General features: G+C 31.7%; 23 protein-coding genes. 20 read left to right on the top strand and 3 right to left on the bottom strand.

What is annotated here, in order from left to right:
* Nucleotides 1-769: RNA-guided endonuclease InsQ/TnpB family protein (locus BMX60_RS04015; protein ID WP_242945704.1), on the bottom strand; the 769-nt coding region annotated here is incomplete at its 3' end.
* Nucleotides 748-849, bottom strand: coding sequence for a helix-turn-helix domain-containing protein (locus BMX60_RS12260; RefSeq protein WP_242945702.1), 102 nt, complete (start codon nucleotides 847-849; stop codon nucleotides 748-750). The genes BMX60_RS12260 and BMX60_RS04015, both read right to left, overlap by 22 nt.
* Nucleotides 850-1010: 161 nt before the next feature.
* On the opposite strand from BMX60_RS12260, the gene BMX60_RS04010 reads away from it, so the two are divergent.
* The 8 genes from BMX60_RS04010 to BMX60_RS03975 all read left to right on the top strand — a co-directional run bounded on the left by BMX60_RS04010 (nucleotide 1011) and on the right by BMX60_RS03975 (nucleotide 7319).
* The gene (locus BMX60_RS04010; protein WP_091349434.1) at nucleotides 1011-1220 is read left to right on the top strand and encodes a hypothetical protein; all 210 of its coding nucleotides are present in this window, start codon (nucleotides 1011-1013) and stop codon (nucleotides 1218-1220) included.
* Between the two features lie 73 nt (nucleotides 1221-1293).
* Nucleotides 1294-2658, top strand: a complete 1365-nt coding sequence (locus BMX60_RS04005; protein ID WP_341422907.1) for a YifB family Mg chelatase-like AAA ATPase — start codon at nucleotides 1294-1296, stop codon at nucleotides 2656-2658.
* A gap of 22 nt (nucleotides 2659-2680) precedes the next feature.
* On the top strand, nucleotides 2681-3244 hold the full coding sequence (mnmM, locus tag BMX60_RS04000) for a tRNA 5-(aminomethyl)-2-thiouridylate-methyltransferase MnmM (RefSeq protein WP_091349431.1): 564 nt from the start codon (nucleotides 2681-2683) through the stop codon (nucleotides 3242-3244).
* 77 nt (nucleotides 3245-3321) lie between these two features.
* Nucleotides 3322-3594, top strand: coding sequence for a hypothetical protein (locus BMX60_RS03995; RefSeq protein ID WP_091349430.1), 273 nt, complete (start codon nucleotides 3322-3324; stop codon nucleotides 3592-3594).
* Nucleotides 3595-3612: 18 nt separating this feature from the next.
* Entirely contained in the window at nucleotides 3613-4176 is a 564-nt protein-coding gene (locus BMX60_RS03990; protein ID WP_091349428.1) for a CDP-alcohol phosphatidyltransferase family protein, read from the top strand.
* 97 nt (nucleotides 4177-4273) lie between these two features.
* Nucleotides 4274-5323 (top strand): M42 family metallopeptidase, encoded by a 1050-nt coding sequence (locus BMX60_RS03985; protein WP_091349426.1) that lies wholly within the window; start codon nucleotides 4274-4276, stop codon nucleotides 5321-5323.
* The gene (locus BMX60_RS03980; RefSeq protein ID WP_091349424.1) at nucleotides 5314-6336 is read left to right on the top strand and encodes a M42 family metallopeptidase; all 1023 of its coding nucleotides are present in this window, start codon (nucleotides 5314-5316) and stop codon (nucleotides 6334-6336) included. The genes BMX60_RS03985 and BMX60_RS03980 overlap by 10 nt, the downstream gene beginning before the upstream one ends.
* A complete protein-coding gene (locus BMX60_RS03975) occupies nucleotides 6336-7319 on the top strand; it encodes a M42 family metallopeptidase (protein WP_091349422.1) in 984 nt (327 codons plus the stop codon). Before BMX60_RS03980 ends, BMX60_RS03975 begins: the two co-directional genes overlap by 1 nt.
* A gap of 37 nt (nucleotides 7320-7356) precedes the next feature.
* On the opposite strand, the gene BMX60_RS03970 is transcribed toward BMX60_RS03975, so the two are convergent.
* Complete coding sequence (locus BMX60_RS03970) at nucleotides 7357-7842, bottom strand: hypothetical protein (protein ID WP_091349420.1); 486 nt, start codon at nucleotides 7840-7842, stop codon at nucleotides 7357-7359.
* 29 nt (nucleotides 7843-7871) lie between these two features.
* Here BMX60_RS03970 and mgsA point away from each other — a divergent pair, with 29 nt between their 5' ends.
* From mgsA to fliF, 12 genes are all read left to right on the top strand, one after another.
* A complete protein-coding gene (mgsA, locus tag BMX60_RS03965; protein ID WP_091349418.1) occupies nucleotides 7872-8261 on the top strand; it encodes a methylglyoxal synthase in 390 nt (129 codons plus the stop codon).
* 95 nt (nucleotides 8262-8356) lie between these two features.
* The gene (gene argS / locus BMX60_RS03960; RefSeq protein WP_091349416.1) at nucleotides 8357-10060 is read left to right on the top strand and encodes an arginine--tRNA ligase; all 1704 of its coding nucleotides are present in this window, start codon (nucleotides 8357-8359) and stop codon (nucleotides 10058-10060) included.
* Between the two features lie 61 nt (nucleotides 10061-10121).
* Nucleotides 10122-11354, top strand: coding sequence for a glutamate 2,3-aminomutase (gene eam, locus BMX60_RS03955; RefSeq protein ID WP_091349414.1), 1233 nt, complete (start codon nucleotides 10122-10124; stop codon nucleotides 11352-11354).
* Nucleotides 11355-11441: 87 nt separating this feature from the next.
* Nucleotides 11442-12530, top strand: a complete 1089-nt coding sequence (gene dprA / locus BMX60_RS03950) for a DNA-processing protein DprA (RefSeq protein ID WP_091349413.1) — start codon at nucleotides 11442-11444, stop codon at nucleotides 12528-12530.
* A 49-nt stretch (nucleotides 12531-12579) separates the two neighbouring features.
* Complete coding sequence (gene topA / locus BMX60_RS03945) at nucleotides 12580-14652, top strand: type I DNA topoisomerase (RefSeq protein ID WP_091349411.1); 2073 nt, start codon at nucleotides 12580-12582, stop codon at nucleotides 14650-14652.
* 4 nt (nucleotides 14653-14656) lie between these two features.
* Nucleotides 14657-15943: a methylenetetrahydrofolate--tRNA-(uracil(54)-C(5))-methyltransferase (FADH(2)-oxidizing) TrmFO gene (gene trmFO, locus BMX60_RS03940; RefSeq protein ID WP_091349409.1), complete on the top strand. Its 1287-nt coding sequence runs from the start codon at nucleotides 14657-14659 to the stop codon at nucleotides 15941-15943.
* Nucleotides 15944-15996: 53 nt separating this feature from the next.
* Nucleotides 15997-16881: a tyrosine recombinase XerC gene (xerC, locus tag BMX60_RS03935; RefSeq protein ID WP_091349407.1), complete on the top strand. Its 885-nt coding sequence runs from the start codon at nucleotides 15997-15999 to the stop codon at nucleotides 16879-16881.
* 97 nt (nucleotides 16882-16978) lie between these two features.
* Entirely contained in the window at nucleotides 16979-17761 is a 783-nt protein-coding gene (gene codY, locus BMX60_RS03930) for a GTP-sensing pleiotropic transcriptional regulator CodY (RefSeq protein WP_091349406.1), read from the top strand.
* A gap of 182 nt (nucleotides 17762-17943) precedes the next feature.
* Nucleotides 17944-18357: a flagellar basal body rod protein FlgB gene (gene flgB / locus BMX60_RS03925; RefSeq protein ID WP_091349404.1), complete on the top strand. Its 414-nt coding sequence runs from the start codon at nucleotides 17944-17946 to the stop codon at nucleotides 18355-18357.
* Nucleotides 18358-18362: 5 nt separating this feature from the next.
* On the top strand, nucleotides 18363-18803 hold the full coding sequence (flgC, locus tag BMX60_RS03920; RefSeq protein WP_091349402.1) for a flagellar basal body rod protein FlgC: 441 nt from the start codon (nucleotides 18363-18365) through the stop codon (nucleotides 18801-18803).
* A gap of 17 nt (nucleotides 18804-18820) precedes the next feature.
* On the top strand, nucleotides 18821-19102 hold the full coding sequence (gene fliE, locus BMX60_RS03915; protein ID WP_091349400.1) for a flagellar hook-basal body complex protein FliE: 282 nt from the start codon (nucleotides 18821-18823) through the stop codon (nucleotides 19100-19102).
* 38 nt (nucleotides 19103-19140) lie between these two features.
* Entirely contained in the window at nucleotides 19141-20643 is a 1503-nt protein-coding gene (gene fliF / locus BMX60_RS03910) for a flagellar basal-body MS-ring/collar protein FliF (RefSeq protein ID WP_091349398.1), read from the top strand.
* Nucleotides 20644-20653 lie beyond the last annotated feature (10 nt).

Raw genomic sequence — 20653 nt, 5'->3', positions numbered from 1 at the left:
TAGTTATTTGATGGAGATAGTCTTTCCTAATATTTTTTAGCCTTCTTCGTGTTTTTAGAACAAGGTGTTCTAACTTTTTAATGTTGTTAGTTTTTCTGTAACGGTGTTCACCTCCCTCTGTTTGTATTTTATTTAACTCATATTTTTTAGATAGTTTTCGTTGTAATCGTTTTTGTTTTTTCTCTAACTTCTTAACTTTCCTTGATTTATTTATGTTTTTGTACTTTTGTCCTGTACTTATTGTAGCTAAATCTTTTACTCCTAAATCTATACCTATACCCTCTGTATATTCTTTATTCTTATTTTCTACTTCTTCTACTCCTATTGTTAAGTACCAATTAAGTCCGTCAAATGTTACCCTTGGGTTGTAGTATTTAATATGATCACCCGTTGGTATTCTACCTTTTTCTGCTAGTTTAATCCAATTTAGTTTTTGCTTATTGCTTTTTTTAGAGGTAGTGAGTTTCTCTAGCTTTACATGGGTTTGGGTTATCTTTATTTTTTCTATATCTTGGTAGAAACTTTGTTTATTTTTTTTCTTACTTTTAAATTTTGGTGGGTTTGCCCTTCCTTCAAAAAAGTTTTTATATGCTATACAGGCATCCTTTATTGCTTGTTTGGTTATATTGTTTGAGTAATTATTAAGCCATGAATATTCTTTTGTCTTTTTTAATTCGGTTAATATTTTTCTAAGTTCCCTATCATTTAAAAACTTACCACCGTTATTATAATTCTCTTGTTCTGTAGCTAAAGCCCAATTATTGCCCATCTCGATACCCCTGCACATTCCTTTAGTTTAGTTTTTTGTTTATTGTTAGGTAAAAGCATAACTTTATAGGTTTTAATCATTAGATTTATCACCCCCTAACAAATTTATATTTGTAAAGTAATTGTAGATATTTAGATTATTTTATAAATATAGTTTAACTGTTAAAAGCCTCCTTGAGCATATTATATAACAAACATATGTTCTATGGCAAATGGAAAATTTTAAAATGGGGGGATTTTTTATGGTAGATGATATTTATTTAGGTTTAAAGGAAGTATTGGATAAGGTAAATAAATATGAAGAAGATTATTATCAATTAAAAAGTAGGTTGATTGAAGCAGAGACCAAATTGGCTTTAAAAAAAACTGAGTTGATTAATAGTAAAAAAATAACAGGTAGAAATGATATGTTTAGAGAAGCACAGCTAATTCAATTTAATTTTTATATTTGATTTTTTTTTTTGCCTTAAAAAAGGAAGTCACCCTGATTTTGTAGAATAATTTAATAAATTCAGCTAAAACGGGGTGATTAATTTGTTTGCTACAGTTAAAAGTTGTGGATTACTAGGGCTTGAGGCTAACTTAATAGAGGTTGAAGTAAATATTTCTCCAGGACTTCCAGCCTTTGAAGTTGTAGGATTGCCAGATACAGCAGTTAGAGAAGCAAAGGAAAGGGTAAAAGCAGCTATTATAAACTCTGGATTTAATTTTCCTTCACAACGGATTATTGTTAATTTAGCCCCAGCTGATTTGAAAAAAGAAGGGCCTATATATGATTTACCTATAGCTTTAGCAATTTTAGCGGCAACAAATAATTGGCCTAAAGAATTATTGGAAGATATAATAGTTTGGGGGGAACTTTCCTTAGATGGTAGAGTACGGGGAATAAATGGGCTTTTACCAATGCTAATCCATTTAAAAGATAAAGAAAAAGGGAGTTATATTTTACCTGATGCCAATAAGGAAGAAGGAGCTTTAGTTAAAGAAATAAAAGTTTATCCCGTAAAAAATTTAAAAGAAGGGGTATATCACATACTAAAAAAACAGGTAATTGAACAATTTAAGGCAAATATCCCTTTAGAAGAAATTAAAAATCCAGGAGATTTTAGTGAAGTTAAAGGGCAAAAGGTAGCTAAACGGGCATTAGAAATTGCTGCGGCAGGAGGGCATAATATCCTTCTAATCGGCCCACCCGGTTCAGGCAAATCGATGTTAGCTAAAAGATTTTCAACTATCTTGCCCCCATTAAATTATGAGGAAATATTGGAAGTATCTAAAATCTACAGTGTAGCGGGGTTATTAAGAAAGAGGGGTTTAATAAAAAATAGGCCCTTTAGGGCTCCCCATCATACTATTTCTTATGCAGGTTTAATAGGGGGAGGAACGGATTTTCAGTTAATTGCCGCTATGAATCCATGTCCTTGTGGATTTTATCGATCTATGAATATAGAGTGTACTTGTTCAATGGGGGTAGTTGAGAAATACCGCAATAAGATTTCTGGGCCTTTATTGGACAGGCTAGATTTACATATAGAAGTACCACCCGTTAATTTTGAGGAATTGATGAATAATAATATTAAAGAAGAAAGCTCTAAAACTATTTTACAAAGAGTAATAAAAGCTAGAGAAGTTCAGAAAAAGCGTTATAAATACTTAAATATAAAGGAAAATAGTCAATTAACAGGTAAATATATTGAAAGATATTGTAAAATTTCAGATGATGCTAAAAAATTATTAGAAGGGGCATTTTATAACTTAGGATTAAGTGCTAGAGCTTATGATAAAATCTTAAAAGTAGCGAGAACAATAGCTGATTTAGGGGAAAAGGAAAATATCGATGTTAATCATATAGCAGAAGCTATTCAATACAGAAGCTTAGATTTAAAGTAAATTTAGTAAGGAGTTGTTAAAGGTGATTAAAAGAAGTTTAGAGTTTGCAAGACAACTAGTATTTGAAAGTTTAAGGGATGGAGATATAGCAGTAGATGGTACTGCAGGAAATGGTAATGATACATTATTACTAGCAAAGGGAGTTGGAGAAAAGGGGAAGGTTTATGCCTTTGATATTCAACAAGAAGCATTAGATAATACATATAAATTATTAGTTAATAATAAACTAGAAAGTAGAGTAGTTTTAATTAAAGAAAGCCATGATTGTTTAAAACAATATTTGGGTAATCTAAAGGCAAAGGCTATAATGTTTAATTTTGGATATTTACCAGGAGGAAATCATAAAATTATAACAAAACTGGAATCTACAATCCCAGCCATTGAACAAGGCTTAGAAATTTTGCAAAAAAATGGCATAATGTCCTTAATGTTGTACCCTGGTCACTATGGAGGGAAGTGGGAAACTGAAGGTGTGATAACCCTTGCTAAAAACTTAAATCCTAGGCATTATACGGTACTACACTATAACTTAATTAATTTGCAGAATTTTCCGCCTCAACTTATATTAATTCAAAAGAAGATTTAATATATAACAAAAACAAAGCTCACCCTCTGTTATACATCACATATACTGTATTAAAAAGGAGGAGGAGGGTGAGGATAATGTTCTTAAAATTAAAAATAATTGATAGATTATCTTTAAAGGGGATCCCTAATTGTGTAGTAGAACTAAATTGGGAGGATTTTACAGTAAAATATTGTTGTAATGGTGATGTAATTGTTGGTTTGCCTAGAAATTGTGCCAATTATTCCATGAAAATTACTGCCCCCATGTATAAAAGTATTATTTATAAAATGGAAAAAGTAGATAATAATGAACAGGTGGTAGATCTAGAGTTTTTAGATATTTTAGATGAGGATCCTGTAACTGCTTAAAGGTTAGGGGGAGGGACTATGAATTGGCCCAATTTAATAACATTATTTAGGTTGTTTTTAATACCAATTTATTTAACCGTTTTACCTAATATTAGTTACTCATATAAACATTTTTTTTCCCTTTTTATTATTACAATAGGTGCTTTGTTGGATATTTTAGATGGATATATTGCGAGAAAGTATAGTTTAGTAACTGATTTAGGAACTGTCTTAGATCCATTGGCAGATAAACTCCTTTTGGTAACCGTTGGAATTGGGTTATGGTTAAATGAAAAATTGCCTTTATGGCTAATAATTTTTATAATGATCAGAGAAGCTTTTATGATTCTTGGAGGTCTAATTAACTATCTCTACACTAAAGTTGTTATATCAGCTAATTTTTGGGGCAAATTTAACACTTGCTATGTTTATCTTTTAATAATTAGCTATATTTTTAATTGGTCAATAAAAGAATATTTAGCTATAGGTTTTATTGGAATAGTTTTATTAACTACTGGCATATATTTTAAGATTTTTTTATCTAAATTAAAGTTAAAGAGGGTTAATATTTATAATAATGGGGATAAAATAAAGGGTTTTTAAATTTATTGTAGAATTAAATAATATGCCTAAGGGGAAGGCTGAAGGTCTTCTCCTTGTTATATAACAAAATATAAAGGACATAAAGGAGGTTAGAATTTTGGAAACAAAGGATTTTTTACGAGAAATAACTGAAATTATGGGAGTTTCAGGATATGAACTTAAGGTGGGTCTTAAGATAAATGATTACTTCCATAGATTATGTGATCAGACTAAAATAGACAAATTAGGTAATGTTATTGGTTATAAAAAGGGAAGTGGTAATGGGCCTAAAATTATGTTAGCTGCTCATATGGATGAAATTGGTTTAATGATAACAAAAATTGAAGAAGGGGGATTTTTGCGTTTTACATCGGTAGGTGGTATAGACCCCAGAACTTTGCCAGCTCAAGAGGTAACTATTTACGGGAAAGAGAAAGTATATGGTATTATAGGGGCTAAACCACCCCATTTGACAGAACCTGAAGAAAGAACTAAAGCTATAAAAATGTATGATTTATTTATTGATACTGGATTATCGGAAGAGGAAGTTAAAGAAAAAATTGGAGTTGGAGATATTGGGGTAGTTAATAGAAACTTATTAGATTTAAAAAATAATTATGTGTCAGGTAAAGCTCTAGATGATAGGGCAGGGGTAGCAGTAATAATTGAGTGTTTAAAAGAATTAAGAAAAATGGTACATACTGCCGATGTTTATGCTGTAGCAACAGTTCAAGAAGAAGTAGGTTTAAGGGGAGCTATGGTAAGTAGTTATGGGATTGTGCCAGATATAGGGATTGCTATAGATGTTTGTTTTGGTGATATGCCAGGATTATCTGAAGAATACACTTCTAAATTAGATGATGGTCCAGTTCTCGCTATAGGTCCTAATATCCATCCAAAAGTATTTGAAGGCTTGAAAAAAGTTGCAGAAAATTGGAATATTCCTATTCAGCTAGAAACAGCTCCCGGTCATTCAGGTACTGATGCAGGTGCTATTCAAATAGCAAGGGGTGGTATTGCTACAGCAGTGGTTTCTTTACCTCAAAGGTATATGCATACTTCTGTAGAAACCTTGGCTATACAAGATATAAAAAAAGCAGGGAAACTATTAGCCCTCTATATTGCCAATTTGGATAAGAAGGGATTGGAGGAATTAAAATGCTATTAGAAAAGCTTTCAAATGCCCATGGTGTAGCAGGTAATGAAGTAAAAGTAGCAAAGTTATTAAAAGAGGAATTGGGGCCCTATGTAGATGAATTTCAGTCAGATTATTTGGGAAATTTAATTGCCATTAAAGGTAAAGATAAAAAAGGTCCTAAAGTAATGATAGCTGCTCACATGGATGAAATTGGTTTAATGATCACATCTATTGAAAGAAATGGATTGTTAAAATTCAGACCAGTGGGAGGAATAGATCCAAGGGTTTTAGTATCAAAGACTGTACAAATAGGGGATGATTTAATTAAAGGAGTAATCGGAGCAAAACCTATCCACTTACAAAAACCTAGTGAAAGGGAAGTTGCTTTGAGTTTTGAACAACTTTTTATAGATATTGGGGCTAAAAGTGAAGAAGATGCTAAAAGATCTGTAAAGTTAGGGGATTATTGTTCCTTTGATACTCAATTTGCTAAAATAAATGATCAATTATATAAAGGTAAAGCTTTTGATGATAGGGTAGGTTGTGCTATTTTAGCTGAGATTTTAAAAAGTGATTTTCCTTTCCCAATTTATGGAGCTTTTACTGTACAAGAAGAGGTGGGATTAAGGGGAGCAACAGTAGCTGCTTATACAGTCAATCCAGATATAGCTATTGTTTTAGAAGGGACTTCTGCTTCTGATGTCCCTGAAAGTGTAGAACATAGGTTTTCTACCCGTTTAGGACATGGGCCAGCATTATCGGTAATCGATGCTTCAATTATTGTACAAAAAAACATTTTGAAAGAGGTAGTAAAAATAGCGGAAGCAAATAATATACCTTACCAATATCGTCAAACAGCTGTTGGTGGTAACGATGCAGGGAAAATTCATTTAACAAGGGAAGGGATTCAAACCTTTACCATCTCAGTACCTTGTAGATATATCCATTCTCCCGTATCCTTAATGAATGCCCAAGACTTTGAAAATACTACTAAATTAGTTAGTGCTATTTTAAAAGAAATTTCTGAAGGAGGTTTAATATAATGGAATTATTGAAACGTTTATCAGAAAGTTTTGGACCCTCTGGTCATGAAAAAAGGGTAGCTGATTTAATTATTGAAGAAATTAGAGACTATTGTGATGAAATCTTTGTTGATAAACTAGGTAATGTTATTGCACTAAAAAAAGGTCAAAGTGATAAAAAAATCATGTATGCCAGCCATATAGATGAAATCGGTTTATTAGTTACATACATAGAAAAAGAAGGTTTTTTAAGATTTACTAATATTGGAGGGGTTTCCCCTTATATTCTTTTAGGTCAAAGGGTAAAATTGGATTGTGGAATTATTGGAGTTATAGGCAGTGAGAAAATAACAGATATTCCAAAATTAACTTTAGACAAAATGTTTATTGATATTGGAGTTAATTCAAAAGAGGAAGCAGAAAAGTTAATAAGTATTGGGGAAGTTGCAGTAATTCATAGGGAATTTGAAAACAAAGGTGATAAAGTTATAGGTAAAGCTTTAGATGATAGGGCAGGTTGCTGGGTATTGATTAACGCATTAAAACAAATTAAAAACCCTGAACATAATTTATACTTTGTCTTTACCGTGCAAGAAGAAGTTGGATTAAGGGGAGCTAAAACGGCAGCTTATAGGATAGACCCAGACTTAGCTATAGCTGTAGATGTCACAGCAGTAGGTGATACCCCTAAAGCTCATAGGATGGCTGTTGAACTTGGTAAAGGGCCAGCTATTAAGATTAAGGATATGTCTATAATGGTTCATCCTATGGTTAAAGATATGTTGATTCAAAAAGCAAAGGAATTATCTATTCCATATCAACTAGAAGTCCTTGAATTTGGTGGCACTGATTCTGGAGCTATCCACGTTTCTAGAGAAGGGGTATGGGCAGGTGTTGTTTCAATTCCCTGCCGCTATATACACAGTCCTTCAGAGATGGTAAGTGTAGATGATTTAAATAATGCTGTGAAATTAATTGTCGCTTCTACAGAATTTGAATTTTAATTTATCTAGAATTAAACAAAGCCCCTAAGGGCTTTGTTTAATATCCTATAATTATGAGGGAATCAATGTTTTTTAATAAATGAACACTATTGTTAATAATACGTTGATAAGTAAGTTGGAAGGTATTTTCAACTTTAGATTTTGAGTATTTAATACTAGGAACCATAATGATTCCATGTTTAATTTCCTTTGACTCTAATTGTTTATATAAAGCTAACCATACTTTACTGTAAAGATTACTTTTTTCTATTTCAATGGCAATTTTATATTGAGGGTGGTAAAAATCTACTTCAAATAAACTACCCTTTTTGAAAAGGGGATAAATATCATTAGTTACCGAATGTAAAAAACCTAATTTCTCAAAATCATCTTTAACTAATATTTCAATTTTTTTGCTTTTTTCATTTTTAGTATCTCTGAATTTTATAATTTCTTCTCTATGTTTTGCCAAAACGCCAGTTAATTGATATAATGTTTCTTTAGAAAAGTCTTTGCTTTTTATGTAGTAAATGTTTGGATACATATTTTCACCTTGCTTAGGAGGAATGTTGGATGAATATAGCTTTAATAGCCCATGATAGAAAAAAACAACAAATGGTTAATTTTTGCATAGCTTATCAAAAAATTTTAGAAGCCCATACCCTATATGCCACAGGAACTACAGGTAAAAAAATATCAGATGCTACAGGACTTAAGGTTAACAGATTTTTATCCGGTCCTTTAGGGGGAGATCAGCAAATAGGAGCTAAAATTGCAGAGAATTCAATGGATCTAGTATTATTTTTTAGAGATCCCTTAATGGCTCAGCCCCATGAACCTGATATTACAGCATTACTGAGACTATGTGATGTACATAATATACCAGTAGCTACAAATATAGCTACTGCAGAAATTTTACTAAAGGGTTTAGAGAGAGGAGATTTTCATTGGAGGACAATATAATATTGACTTTTATTAGTATATCCTCACATTAATAATTTTAAATATATAATTTTTTAATGTTATTAGTAAATACTAATTTTGAAAGGCGGTAGACTATGGATAAATATAAAAAGGTCATTAGTGAAATATTAGAAGGATTAACAGGATTAAATAGACAGGAAATATTTGATTTAATAGAACAACCAGATAATCCTGAGTATGGAGATTTAGCTTTTCCTACATTTTCATTAGCAAAGACTTTAAGAAAAGCTCCTGCTATTATTGCACAAGAGTTAGTGGAAAAAATAGAAAAACCTGAAGGTTTTTCTAAGGTAGTAAACTTAGGACCATATGTTAATTTCTTTATTGATACAACAAAGCTTATGGAAGAAACAATAAAGGAAATACTAGAGCAAGGTGATAAATTTGGAAGTTCTAATTTAGGGGAAGGAAAAACTGTTGTTATAGATTTTTCATCTCCTAATATCGCTAAGCCTTTTGGTATTGGCCATTTGAGAAGTACAGTTATAGGTAATAGCCTTTATAAAATCCATAAATTTCTAGGTTTTAATGTTGTTGGCATAAATCACATCGGTGATTGGGGTACTCAATTTGGTAAAGTTATTGTGGCCTTTGATAAATGGGGAGATATAGAAACTTTAAATAATTCAGAAGATCCCGTTAAATACCTTTATGATTTATATGTTAAATTCCATGAAGAAGCAGAAAAAGACCCATCTTTAGAAGATCTTGCTAGAGATACTTTTAAGGATTTAGAAAATGGCGATGAAGAAAAGATGGCTAAATGGCAAATGTTTAGAGATATTAGTTTAAAAGAATTAAAGCGGATTTACGATATCTTAGGAGTACATTTTGACAGTTATAAAGGAGAACAATTTTATAATGACCTAATTCCTGAGACTTTAGAAACCCTGATAAATAAAGGAATAACTGAAATAAGTGAAGGAGCTTTAATCGTAAATTTAGATAAATTTGATTTACCTCCTATATTATTAAGGAAAAAAGATGGGGCCACCTTATATGCTACTAGAGATATTTGTGCAGCTATTTATAGATATAATAACTATAAATTTGATAAAATGTTATATGTTGTTGGAGCAGAACAATCTCTCCACTTCAAACAAGTTTTTAAGACTTTAGCTATAGCAGGGTTTGAGTTTAGCGAAAACTGTGAGCATATACCTTTTGGCCTTTTTAGATTTCAAGAAGGTAAAATGTCTACCCGTAAAGGTAATTTAATATTTCTAGATGATGTAATTAAAAAGGCTATTAGTTTAACTAAAGAAATAATATTAGAAAAAAATCCTAATCTAAAAAATAAAGATGAAGTTAGTAAACAGGTGGGAGTAGGTGCTATAATTTTTGGAGACTTATACAATGATAGAATAAAAAATGTTATTTTTGATTGGGATAAGATATTGGATTTCAATGGTGAAACTGGCCCGTATGTTCAGTATTCCCATGCTAGAATTTGTAGTTTGTTAAGGAAAAGTGTTGCTGAGGAAGTAAACCCAGATTTTGCTGCATTAAATAGCGAATATGAAGATGGTTTAGTGAAAAAATTAAGTCAATTTCCTGATATAGTTAAAAATAGTATACAAGGATATAAGCCATCGGTAATTGCTAGGTATTTAATTACTGTAGCTAAAGAGTTTAACAGATACTATCATTATTGTCCTATCAATAAAGAAGAAAATCCACATATTAGACAGGGTAGACTGATGCTGGCAAAAGCCACTGCTCAAGTTATTAAAAATGGTTTAAATTTATTAGGAATAGAAGCTCCGGAAGAAATGTAGAATATCAAAAAAATTGAAACACGAAAGATTTTAAGTTATAATGTAATTTGGAGGTGGTAGAATGAATGAAATTAATAAAAGAGAGGTGTCATTAAAAAGAGCTGCTGAATTAAAGAGTCGTATTCAAGATTATTTAGATGTTAAAGATAAAATACCGGTAGGATATGGTATAGAAGAACAGTACAATCAGCAGAAGGCTAAACTTCTTCAGATGCTAGGGGGGACTGAAGAGGATTGGAATAATTGGAAATGGCAAATCAAACATAGAATCAGTGATGTAGAGACTTTATCTGCCATTTTAAATTTAACTGATAAAGAAATAGAAGAAATAAAAAAATCTGGAGAAAAAAATAGGTGGGCTATATCACCTTACTATGCAGCTTTAATGTCTAAGGATGATCCAACCTGTCCTATTAGATTACAATCTTTACCTCAGTTGGCGGAAATTCTAGATGATTCAGGACATGAAGATCCAATGGGAGAGCAATATACATCTCCAGCTCCTGGTATTACTAGAAGATATCCTGATAGGTTAATTATAAATGTAACTAACCAGTGTGCTATGTATTGTAGACATTGTCAAAGGAGAAGAAATATAGGAGAAGTAGATAAAAATTTACCTAAGGATCAATTATTAGAGGCAATTGAATATATTCGGTCAAATAGTGAAATTAGAGATGTATTAGTGACCGGTGGAGATGCCTTGATGTTAGCAGATAGTACACTAGATTGGCTTTTAGGAGAATTGAGGAATATTCCCCATGTGGAAATTATACGAATTGGTACAAGGGCATTAGTAACTATACCACAAAGAATAACTAAAGAGCTTTGTGAAATTTTAGAAAAATATGCTCCCATTTATCTTAATACTCAATTTAATCATCCTAAAGAAATAACTAAAGAAGTTAAAAAAGCTACAGATATGTTGGCAAAAGCAGGGGTTGTTATGGGGAATCAGGCGGTTTTATTAAATAAAATCAATAATGATCCCCATATAATGAAAAAACTTAATCATGAATTATTAAAGGTAAGAATAAGACCATATTATATTTTCCATGCTAAGAGTGTTAAAGGAACAACCCATTTTATGACAAGGGTAGAAGAAGGGCTGGAAATAATGGAGAAATTAAGGGGCTATACCAGTGGTTTAGCTATTCCAACATATATTGTCAATGCTCCCAAAGGGTATGGTAAAACTCCTATGTTACCTAATTATTTATTGGAAGTAGATGAGGATCATATTAAATTGCGGACTTGGGAAAATCGAGAGTTAATTTATAAATATGATGAGTAAAGAACGGGAATTTTACCCGTTCTTTTTTTGTAAATTAGAGGAATTATCGAAATTTAGTAGAATTATCAACTAAAGGGGTGAGTTTATATGAAAGATAAATTGGAATTATTGCTTTTATTAACTTATGTAAAAGGTATAGGGCCTAAAAAAATGGAGTTGATAACAACAAAAGTAAATTCAATAGTGGAACTTAAAGAAAAATTCAAGGAAACATCACTCCAATTAGATAATCAAACAAAAGAAAATTTAGAAAAAATTATGAATAATTTCTGTATAGAGGAAACTATATTAAAATATAAAGAAAAAAATATAAAGATTTTAATTAAAGAAGATCCTGATTATCCTATGCTATTAAAAGAAATTTACGACCCACCTCCAATAATATTTTGTAAAGGAAATACTGACTTGCTTAAAAATCTAAACAATATAGCTATTGTAGGGTCTAGAAAAGGAACTTGGTATGGGAAAAAGGTGGCACAGGAAATGGGGGAATTTCTAAGTAAAAATGGCTATACAATAACTAGTGGGATGGCTAGTGGGATAGATGCTTGGGCCCATAAAGGAGCTTTGGAAGGTCAAGGGAGTTCCATTGGAGTTTTAGGTTGTGGTCTAGATGTAATTTATCCAAAACAAAATGAAAAGTTGTATAGGGAGATGGAGGAAAAAGGATTATTGTTAACTACTTTTCCATTAGGGACTTTACCGTTATCAGGGAATTTTCCTGCACGGAACAGGATAATAAGTGGTTTAGCTAAAGGGGTCGTTGTAGTGGAAGCTAGTTTAAAAAGTGGTTCATTAATAACTGCCGATTTTGCCCTTTCTCAAGGTCGAGATGTTTTTGCAGTGCCGGGAAATATCAATAGTGTTCTTAGTACAGGTACTAATAAATTGTTGAAAGAAGGTGCAATAGTTGTTAGTAAATATGAAGATATATTATCTGAATATAACGTACAATATAGTTGTAATCAACAAAGAGGGGATATTAATTTAACTTCTGTAGAAAAAGAAATAGTTAAAGCTACAATGGGACAAGAATTTTCCGTTGAATATTTAGTATTAACTACAGGATTAGAGATTTCCCAAATATTATCTAATTTAATTACCCTTGAAATAAAGGGTTTAATTAAAAAAATCGGGTTTAATACATATCAATGGGTGGGAAAAGTTGACTTTTAGTAAAAAATTAAATAAAATTATAAAGTCATTTCCCGTGAGGAGGGTTATTATGAATTTGGTAATTGTGGAGTCACCATCTAAAGCAAAAACTATAAAAAAATTTTTAGGCAAAAATTATGATGTTAAAGCATCAATGGGCCATATTATAGATCTACCTAAAAGCCAGTTAGGTGTGGACTTAGAAAGTTTAGAAGTTAAATATATAACAATTAGAGGGAAAGGTAAAATATTGCAGGAACTAAAAAAGGCTGGCAAAAAAGCAGATAAAATTTTTCTAGCTACAGACCCTGATCGAGAAGGAGAGGCTATTTCATGGCATCTTGCTAATAGTTTTGGAATAGATACAACGGAAAGATGTAGGGTGGTATTTAATGAAATTACTCCCAAAGCTATTAAGGAAGGTTTTAAAAATCCAAGAAATATCGATCAAGCTTTAGTCGATGCGCAACAAGCTAGAAGAATTTTAGATAGAATAGTAGGATATAAAATTAGTCCATTGCTTTGGAGGAAAGTAAAAAAGGGTTTAAGTGCAGGACGGGTTCAATCGGTAGCTGTTAGATTAATAGTTGACAGGGAAAGGGAGATAAGAGACTTTATCCCCAAAGAGTATTGGACTTTACAAGTTGAATTACAAAATGCTCAGCAAGAAATATTACAGCCTAAATTAGTAAGTTATAAAGATGATAAAATAGAAATCAATACTAAAGAAGAAATGGACAGGATAGTTTCTGTCATCGAAAAAGGTCAGTTTTTAGTTGATAAAGTTAAGGAAACAGAGAGGCAGAAACATCCTTCTCCTCCTTTTACTACTAGTAATTTGCAACAAGAAGCAGCTAGAAAACTAAATTTTTCTCCTAAAAAAACTATGATGATTGCTCAACAGCTTTATGAAGGAATAAAACTAGGTAAAAGGGGTTCTGTAGGTTTAATTACTTATATAAGAACAGACTCAACTAGATTATCCGATGAGTTTATAAGAAATTTAAGAAATTATATAGTCAATAATTATGGTGAAAAATATATTAGTAAAGAGATAAGGAAATATAAAAGCAAAAAAAATGCACAAGAAGCCCATGAGGCCATAAGACCTACAGATTTAAACAATAATCCCGATGAAATTAAAGAGTTTTTAACTAATGATCAATATAAGTTATATAAATTGATTTGGTTAAGGACTATTGCTTCTCAAATGGCTTCAGCTGTTTATAATGTTCTTACTATAGATATAAAAAATTCAGATTACACTTTTAGACAAACTGGTTCAATTCTAAAGTTTTCTGGTTTTACTGAAGTTTATCTTGAAGGTCAAGATGAAATAGAAGATGAAGAGTTGGTTTTCAAAGGGATTGTTAAAGAAGGTGAGATATTAAATCTTTTGAAAGTTGATCCTAAACAACATTTTACTCAACCACCTCCAAGATTTACTGAGGCAATGTTAGTTAAAACTCTAGAAGAAAAAGGAATTGGAAGACCAAGTACATATGCACCTATAATCGATACAATTTCTAATCGTGGTTATGTAATAAAAGATAAAAAAGTTTTTGTACCTACAGAATTAGGGGAAATAGTTACAGATTTAATGTTAGAACATTTTCCTAAAATTGTAGATATATCCTTTACAGCCCAAATGGAAGATAAATTAGATAAAATTGAAGAAGGGAAAGAATCTTGGGAAGATTTAATAAAAGCTTTTTATGAAGATTTTCAGAAAGATTTACAAAAAGCAGAAGCCCAAATACCTCAAGTTGAATTAGAAGATGAAATAAGTGATGTTGTTTGTGAAAAATGTGGTAGAAATATGGTTTATAAATTAGGTAAGTTTGGAAGATTTTTAGCTTGCCCAGGTTTTCCTGAATGTAGAAATACAAAAACCTTAGTTGAGGAATTAGGAATTGTTTGTCCTATTTGTAAACAAGGTAAAGTTGTGATAAGGAAAACCAAAAAGGGAAGACAATTTTTTGGCTGTTCTAGATATCCAGAATGTGAGTTTCAATCATGGGATAAACCAATTGGGGAAATTTGTCCTAAATGTGGAAGTTATTTAGTGGAAAAAGGTAGAGGAAACAATAAAAAATTTGTTTGTTCTAGTGAAAAATGTGGCTTTGTTAAAGACAGGAGTTGAAAATATGAATAAAGTAATAGTAATTGGAGCAGGATTGGCAGGTTCAGAGTGTGCTTGGCAGTTAGCTAATCATGGTTTTAAAGTTGAGTTATATGAAATGCGGCCAAAGGTTAATTCCCTTGCACACCATACTGACCTATTTGGTGAATTAGTTTGTAGTAATTCCCTTAGAGCCGCCAGTCTTACCAATGCCGTTGGACTATTAAAAGAAGAACTCAGATTACTTAATTCTTTATTGATGGAATGTGCTGATCAAACTAAGGTTCCGGCAGGAGGGGCTTTAGCGGTAGATAGACATTTGTTTGCAAAAATGATTACTGAAAAAATAAAAAATCATCCCAATATTACTGTTATAAATGAAGAGGTTACAGATTTGAATTTTTCATATCCTACAGTAATAGCTAGTGGACCTTTAACTACCGGTAAATTGGCTGAAAGTATAAAAAGTTTAACAGGGGATGAATACTTATATTTCTACGATGCTGCAGCTCCTATAGTGACAAAGGAATCTATAGATTTTTCCAAAGCTTATTTTGCTTCTAGATATGGTAAAGGAGATGGGGAGTATATTAACTGCCCAATGAATGAAGAACAATACCAAAGATTTTACCATGAATTAATTAACGCAGAGGTTGTACCAATTAAAGAATTTGAAAAGGAAATCTATTTTGAAGGATGTATGCCAATAGAAGAAATGGCAAGGCGGGGAGAAAAAACACTACTTTTTGGTCCGTTAAAACCTGTAGGTTTAGAACATCCAGAAACAAAGGAAACCTATCATGCAGTGGTGCAGTTAAGGCAAGATAATAAAGAAGGAACTTTGTATAATTTAGTAGGTTTTCAAACCCATTTAAAATGGGGTGAACAAAAACGGGTATTTAGGCTAATTCCCGGTCTAGAAAAAGCAGAATTTGTACGGTATGGAGTAATGCATCGTAATACATATATAAACTCCCCTTCTTTACTAAATAATAAACTGCAGTTAAAACACAATCCTAATTACTATTTTGCTGGACAGATTACAGGATCTGAAGGTTATGTGGAAGCTATAGCTACAGGATTGGCTGTTGCTTATAGTATTATTTTTGATAAATCTTTTCCTAGAGAAACGGCTATAGGTTCCTTAACTAATTATTTATCTGATTCAAGCATAAAAAATTTTCAGCCTATGAATATTAACTTTGGACTTTTTTTACCACCGGAGAAAAAAATAAAAGATAAAAAACAAAAATATGAATATTATAAAGACAGAGCCCTAGAAACAATTATAAATTTTACGAAAAGTTTATAATTTCCCTTGAAAAAAATAATTTACTTTGATATTATATAAGTGTAGGTGGGAATATGAAAATGTGGGTAGATGAATTTTTACAAGGGTATTCTGTTGAAAAAAACTGTTCTCCTCATACCATAACTAATTACAGAGTGGATTTAGAACAGTTCCTAAGCTTTCTAGAACAAGGTGATGAGGGACACAAATCAGTTAGTCATTTAACTATTAGAAGATTTTTAGCATATCTTCAAAATCAAAATTACTCTAAGAAATCAATAAATAGAAAACTGTCAGCCATTAGATCCTTTTTTAAGTACTTAGTAAAACATGGTTATTTACAAAATAACCCGATAACTAAACTACATTCACCGAAAACAGAAAAAAAACTACCTAAGTTTTTATATCAACAACAAATTGCAGAATTAATAGAAGCACCAGATATAAACGAAGAACTTGGCTTAAGGGATAGGGCTATAATGGAGTTGTTATATTCTTCTGGGCTAAGGGTAAGTGAATTGGTAAATATTACTTTGAAAGATTTACAACTTGCTAGGGGTTTAATTTTGGTCAATGGTAAAGGAAATAAACAGAGGTATGTTTATGTGGGCTCAAAAGCTTGTGAGTTTATCCGTCTTTATCTGGAAAAATCTCGAGTAAAGTTAATGAAAAATAAAAAACACCCTTATTTATTTGTCAATAAGTTTGGAGATGCTATAACCGATAGAAGTATTAGAAGAATTATTGATAAATATGTGGAAATACTAGCTATTAAATTTAATGTGTCTCCTCATACCTTTAGGCATAGTTTCGCCACACATCTTTTGGACAATGGGGCAGACTTAAGGGCAGTTCAAGAGATGTTAGGCCATACAAATATTAAAACTACCCAAATTTATACCCACATTACAAAAGACAAACTTAAAAATGTCTATCTAGCCAATCATCCTAGAGCCTAACTTTAAACATAGAGAAGACATAATTAGCCCCAAAAGATATTGTAATTAGCTTACTTAATCTGCACACAATAAATTATATTAATAGGAGGAATAGAAGATGCAAGAATTACTAAAAAAGACTAGAAAAATTAACAGGTTGTTACAAAGGAGTACTGCTCAAGCAGTAGATTTTAATGAAATGGCTGAAGTTTTAAGGGATATTATTTCTGCTAATGTTTATGTGGCTAGTAGAAAGGGTAAAATTTTAGGCTCTGCTATAGTTAAAGAATTTGAATGTGAAGTTATGAAAAACGATGTTTTACCTACAGGAAAATTCCCAGAAGAATATAATGAACAACTTCTTAGAGTTACTGAAACTTCTCCAAATTTAAAATCTAAAAATGTATGTGTTTTTGATGGAGAAGAAAAATGCTTGTTTGAGGATAATATTACAACTATTGTCCCTATTATAGGCAATGGAGAGCGGTTAGGTACCCTTGTATTAGCGAGATTTACAGAGGAATTTACCGATGAAGACCTACTATTAGCTGAGTATGGTGCAACAGTAGTAGGAATGGAAATTATTAGAGCAAAAGCCAGTGAAGTTGAGGAAGAAGCAAGAAATAAAGCTATAGTACAATTAGCCATAGCTACATTATCATATTCTGAATTAGAAGCTATTGAACATATTTTTGAAGAATTAAATGGTAACGAAGGTTTATTAGTTGCAAGTAAAGTAGCAGATAGAGTGGGAATTACTAGATCAGTTATAGTAAATGCCCTAAGGAAATTTGAAAGTGCTGGAGTTATTGAGTCCCGCTCATTAGGTATGAAAGGTACTTATATAAAAATTAAGAATGAAAAGCTTTTAGAAGAATTAAGGAAATTAAGAAATAGTTAAAAATTAAGCAAAGTCTTCCTTTCTTAAGAGGAAGACTTTGTTCTTTTTATTATTCATTACTTTTTAAGACTAAAGTATTAATATTTATTTTAAATAAAAAAAAGGATTTTGGCGAAAAAACTCGAATTTTTAATAAGGATTTGTTTTAATACACAAATAGTTAGTTAAAAAGGGGTGAAAAAATGAATGGGTTATTTTCTAGTCCGATTTTTAAAGTTCTAGAAAAATCTATAGAGGGTTCAACTGTTAGACATCAGGTTTTATCTAATAATCTTGCAAATATAGATACTCCTGGTTTTAAAAGAAGTGATGTTGAGTTTAAATCATTACTTAGGCAAAGTTTATCAAATAAAGGGATTAGAGGTAACTTGACAAATCCGAGACATATCCCTATTGGGAGAAAATCCCTTAATGATATTTATCCTAAAATATATAGAGATAATAGTACCACAATGAGATTAGATGGAAATAACGTAGACATTGAACTTGAAGGTGCAGAAATGGCCAAAAACACCATTTATCATTCTGCTATGGTACAACAGTTGATTAAAAAATTTAATACCCTTCAAACTGTTATTAGTGAAGGAAGGAGGTAGTAAAAATGTCTCTTTTTAATACTATGAATATAAGTGCTTCAGGGTTAACAGCTCAAAGGTTAAGATTAGATATTATCTCAGAAAATATTGCTAACATCAATACTACCCGAACTCCCAATGGTGGGCCTTATAGAAGGAAAGAGGTAGTATTAGCGGCAAGGGGAGAAAATACCTTTGATAGCTTTTTTAGAAGCAGTTTAGTAAGGGTTAACCAACAAAGGGGAGTTAAAGCAGTAAAAATTGTAGAAGATCCTTCTCCTTTTATAGAAGTATACAATCCCTCTCATCCAGATGCCGATGAAAACGGGATTGTAAAAATGCCCAATGTAGAAATTGTCCAAGAGATGGTAAATATGATTTCCGCAAGTAGGGCTTATGAAGCTAATATAACGGCATTAAATAATACTAAATCTATGGCTTTAAAAGCTTTAGAAATAGGTAGATAGGCAGGTGATTTATAATAATGATTGAAAGAATTGGTGCTAATTTAAATTTGTCCCAAAAGCAAGGGACTGCTAACAATAATAAAGGATTTGGCTATTATCTACGAAATGCTTTAATGGAAGTTAATAGATTAGAAAAGGAAGCAGATACTTTAACTAAAAAATTAGCGGCTGGGGAAAATGTCGATTTACACGATGTTATGATAGCTACGGAAAAAGCAAATATTGCACTACAGTTAACGGTACAGGTGCGGAATAAAGCTGTAGATGCATATAATGAGATAATGCGTATGCAAGTGTAATTAGGTTACCCAGTTTATTTTAAATAAGGGGTGAAGGAATGAATCTAGTAAATGGGAATATAGCTGAGCAGTTAAGGGAATTTTGGACTGCAAAATCAGCTAAAGATAAAACAAAAATTATAGCAATTATATTTTTTACTATTACCACATTGACCATGTCTTCCCTACTGTTGTTTACTTCTGATTTAGAAACAGTTTTTACCAATTTAAGTAGTCAAGATGTAGCTGAAATAACAATGAAGCTGAGGGAAAGAAACATAAAATATAAAGTTATAGATGGCGGTACAGGAATTCAAGTTCCTAAAGACTTAGCAGATGATGTTCGTATACAAATGGCCAGTCTACAACTGCCAAGGAATTCTGGAGTAATTGGTTATGAATTACTAGAAAATATTAGCCGTTTTGCACCGGAATCTGAAAGACAGATGCTATACTTGCAAGCTTTACAGGGAGAAATCCGCAGAACCATTGAGTTATTTGAAGAAGTTACTAGGGCTCAAGTCTTGATTACTCTCCCTAAAGATTCTATATACATACGGGAACGGGAACCAGCTAAAGCTGCTGTAACCCTATTTCTTAAACCGGGGGTAAGATTAAGTCCAGGTCAAATAAGTGGAATTAAACATTTAGTTGCCCATAGTGTTGAAGGCTTAACTTATGATAACGTTTTCCTAACAGATCAAAATATGCGGCCATTAGATGGTGATTATTCAAATGATTATACTGACATTAATGAAAATATTAGAAAAAATATGCAAATTAAAGAAGAATTTGAAAAGAATTTGGAAAATAGTTTAACTTCTTTGTTGAAATTATACTATGGTGAAGTTGCCGTTAAAGTAAATGCTGAATTGAATTTCGATAGATTGGTAAAGGAAACCCAATTATTTGATCCACTGACTAATGGAGAAAGAATTATAAGAAGTATGGAGGTATTAGAGGAATACTACCGTAATTATGGTGAATATACCCCAGGTGATGGAGAAATTCCCTATTACCCTGGGATCAATGACGGTAGTAGCGAGGCTGAACGTAGACAAGAAATTATAAATTACGAAATAAATCAAGTCAAGGAACATTTAGTGGTAGCTCCCGGTGCAGTGAAACGGCTATCAGTGGCAGTAATGCTTAATAAAGAATTAGAAGATGAAGAAAAGGAAATCATAAGTGATTTTATTGCTGTTGCTGCAGGCCTTGATACAGTAAACAGAATGGATCAAATAAGTGTAATAGGTAAAGAATTTACTTCTTCAGATGTAGGAGTGGATCAACCTCCAATTACTATTAAAATGCCTTGGTTAACTAAAGATGTGGCATTGATTTTAGGTACTATCTTAGGGGCAGTAGTTGTATTAGGACTATTGTTATTCCGAAACAAAAAGAATGATTATGAAATACCTCCTATTGCAGCAACTACAGATGTAAGTGAAGAAGAAATAGAAATTAATCCAAAAGATAAAACAGAATCATTAAAGAGACTAGCGAAAAAGAATCCAGAAGGATTTTCAAAGGTTTTAAGAACTTGGCTAGCGGAGGAATAGGGGTGAAAGG

This window comes from Anaerobranca gottschalkii DSM 13577 (genome assembly GCF_900111575.1).
Taxonomy (GTDB): Bacteria; Bacillota; Proteinivoracia; order Proteinivoracales; family Proteinivoracaceae; genus Anaerobranca; species Anaerobranca gottschalkii.
Note: the sequence above shows the minus strand (reverse complement) of the source record. Positions and strands in the feature narration are given on the sequence as shown.

Excerpts from the sequence above, each read along its gene's own strand:
- dprA (WP_091349413.1), top strand. The coding sequence starts at position 11,442 with ATGAAAGATAAATTGGAATTATTGCTTTTATTAACTTATGTAAAAGGT.
- topA (WP_091349411.1), top strand. The coding sequence starts at position 12,580 with ATGAATTTGGTAATTGTGGAGTCACCATCTAAAGCAAAAACTATAAAA.
- eam (WP_091349414.1), top strand. The coding sequence starts at position 10,122 with ATGAATGAAATTAATAAAAGAGAGGTGTCATTAAAAAGAGCTGCTGAA.
- BMX60_RS04010 (WP_091349434.1), top strand. The coding sequence starts at position 1,011 with ATGGTAGATGATATTTATTTAGGTTTAAAGGAAGTATTGGATAAGGTA.
- BMX60_RS03995 (WP_091349430.1), top strand. The coding sequence starts at position 3,322 with ATGTTCTTAAAATTAAAAATAATTGATAGATTATCTTTAAAGGGGATC.
- fliF (WP_091349398.1), top strand. The coding sequence starts at position 19,141 with ATGAATCTAGTAAATGGGAATATAGCTGAGCAGTTAAGGGAATTTTGG.
- BMX60_RS12260 (WP_242945702.1), bottom strand. The coding sequence starts at position 849 with ATGATTAAAACCTATAAAGTTATGCTTTTACCTAACAATAAACAAAAA.
- xerC (WP_091349407.1), top strand. The coding sequence starts at position 15,997 with ATGAAAATGTGGGTAGATGAATTTTTACAAGGGTATTCTGTTGAAAAA.
- mgsA (WP_091349418.1), top strand. The coding sequence starts at position 7,872 with ATGAATATAGCTTTAATAGCCCATGATAGAAAAAAACAACAAATGGTT.
- fliE (WP_091349400.1), top strand. The coding sequence starts at position 18,821 with ATGATTGAAAGAATTGGTGCTAATTTAAATTTGTCCCAAAAGCAAGGG.
- BMX60_RS03990 (WP_091349428.1), top strand. The coding sequence starts at position 3,613 with ATGAATTGGCCCAATTTAATAACATTATTTAGGTTGTTTTTAATACCA.
- codY (WP_091349406.1), top strand. The coding sequence starts at position 16,979 with ATGCAAGAATTACTAAAAAAGACTAGAAAAATTAACAGGTTGTTACAA.
- argS (WP_091349416.1), top strand. The coding sequence starts at position 8,357 with ATGGATAAATATAAAAAGGTCATTAGTGAAATATTAGAAGGATTAACA.
- BMX60_RS03970 (WP_091349420.1), bottom strand. The coding sequence starts at position 7,842 with ATGTATCCAAACATTTACTACATAAAAAGCAAAGACTTTTCTAAAGAA.
- BMX60_RS03980 (WP_091349424.1), top strand. The coding sequence starts at position 5,314 with ATGCTATTAGAAAAGCTTTCAAATGCCCATGGTGTAGCAGGTAATGAA.
- flgB (WP_091349404.1), top strand. The coding sequence starts at position 17,944 with ATGAATGGGTTATTTTCTAGTCCGATTTTTAAAGTTCTAGAAAAATCT.
- flgC (WP_091349402.1), top strand. The coding sequence starts at position 18,363 with ATGTCTCTTTTTAATACTATGAATATAAGTGCTTCAGGGTTAACAGCT.
- trmFO (WP_091349409.1), top strand. The coding sequence starts at position 14,657 with ATGAATAAAGTAATAGTAATTGGAGCAGGATTGGCAGGTTCAGAGTGT.
- BMX60_RS03975 (WP_091349422.1), top strand. The coding sequence starts at position 6,336 with ATGGAATTATTGAAACGTTTATCAGAAAGTTTTGGACCCTCTGGTCAT.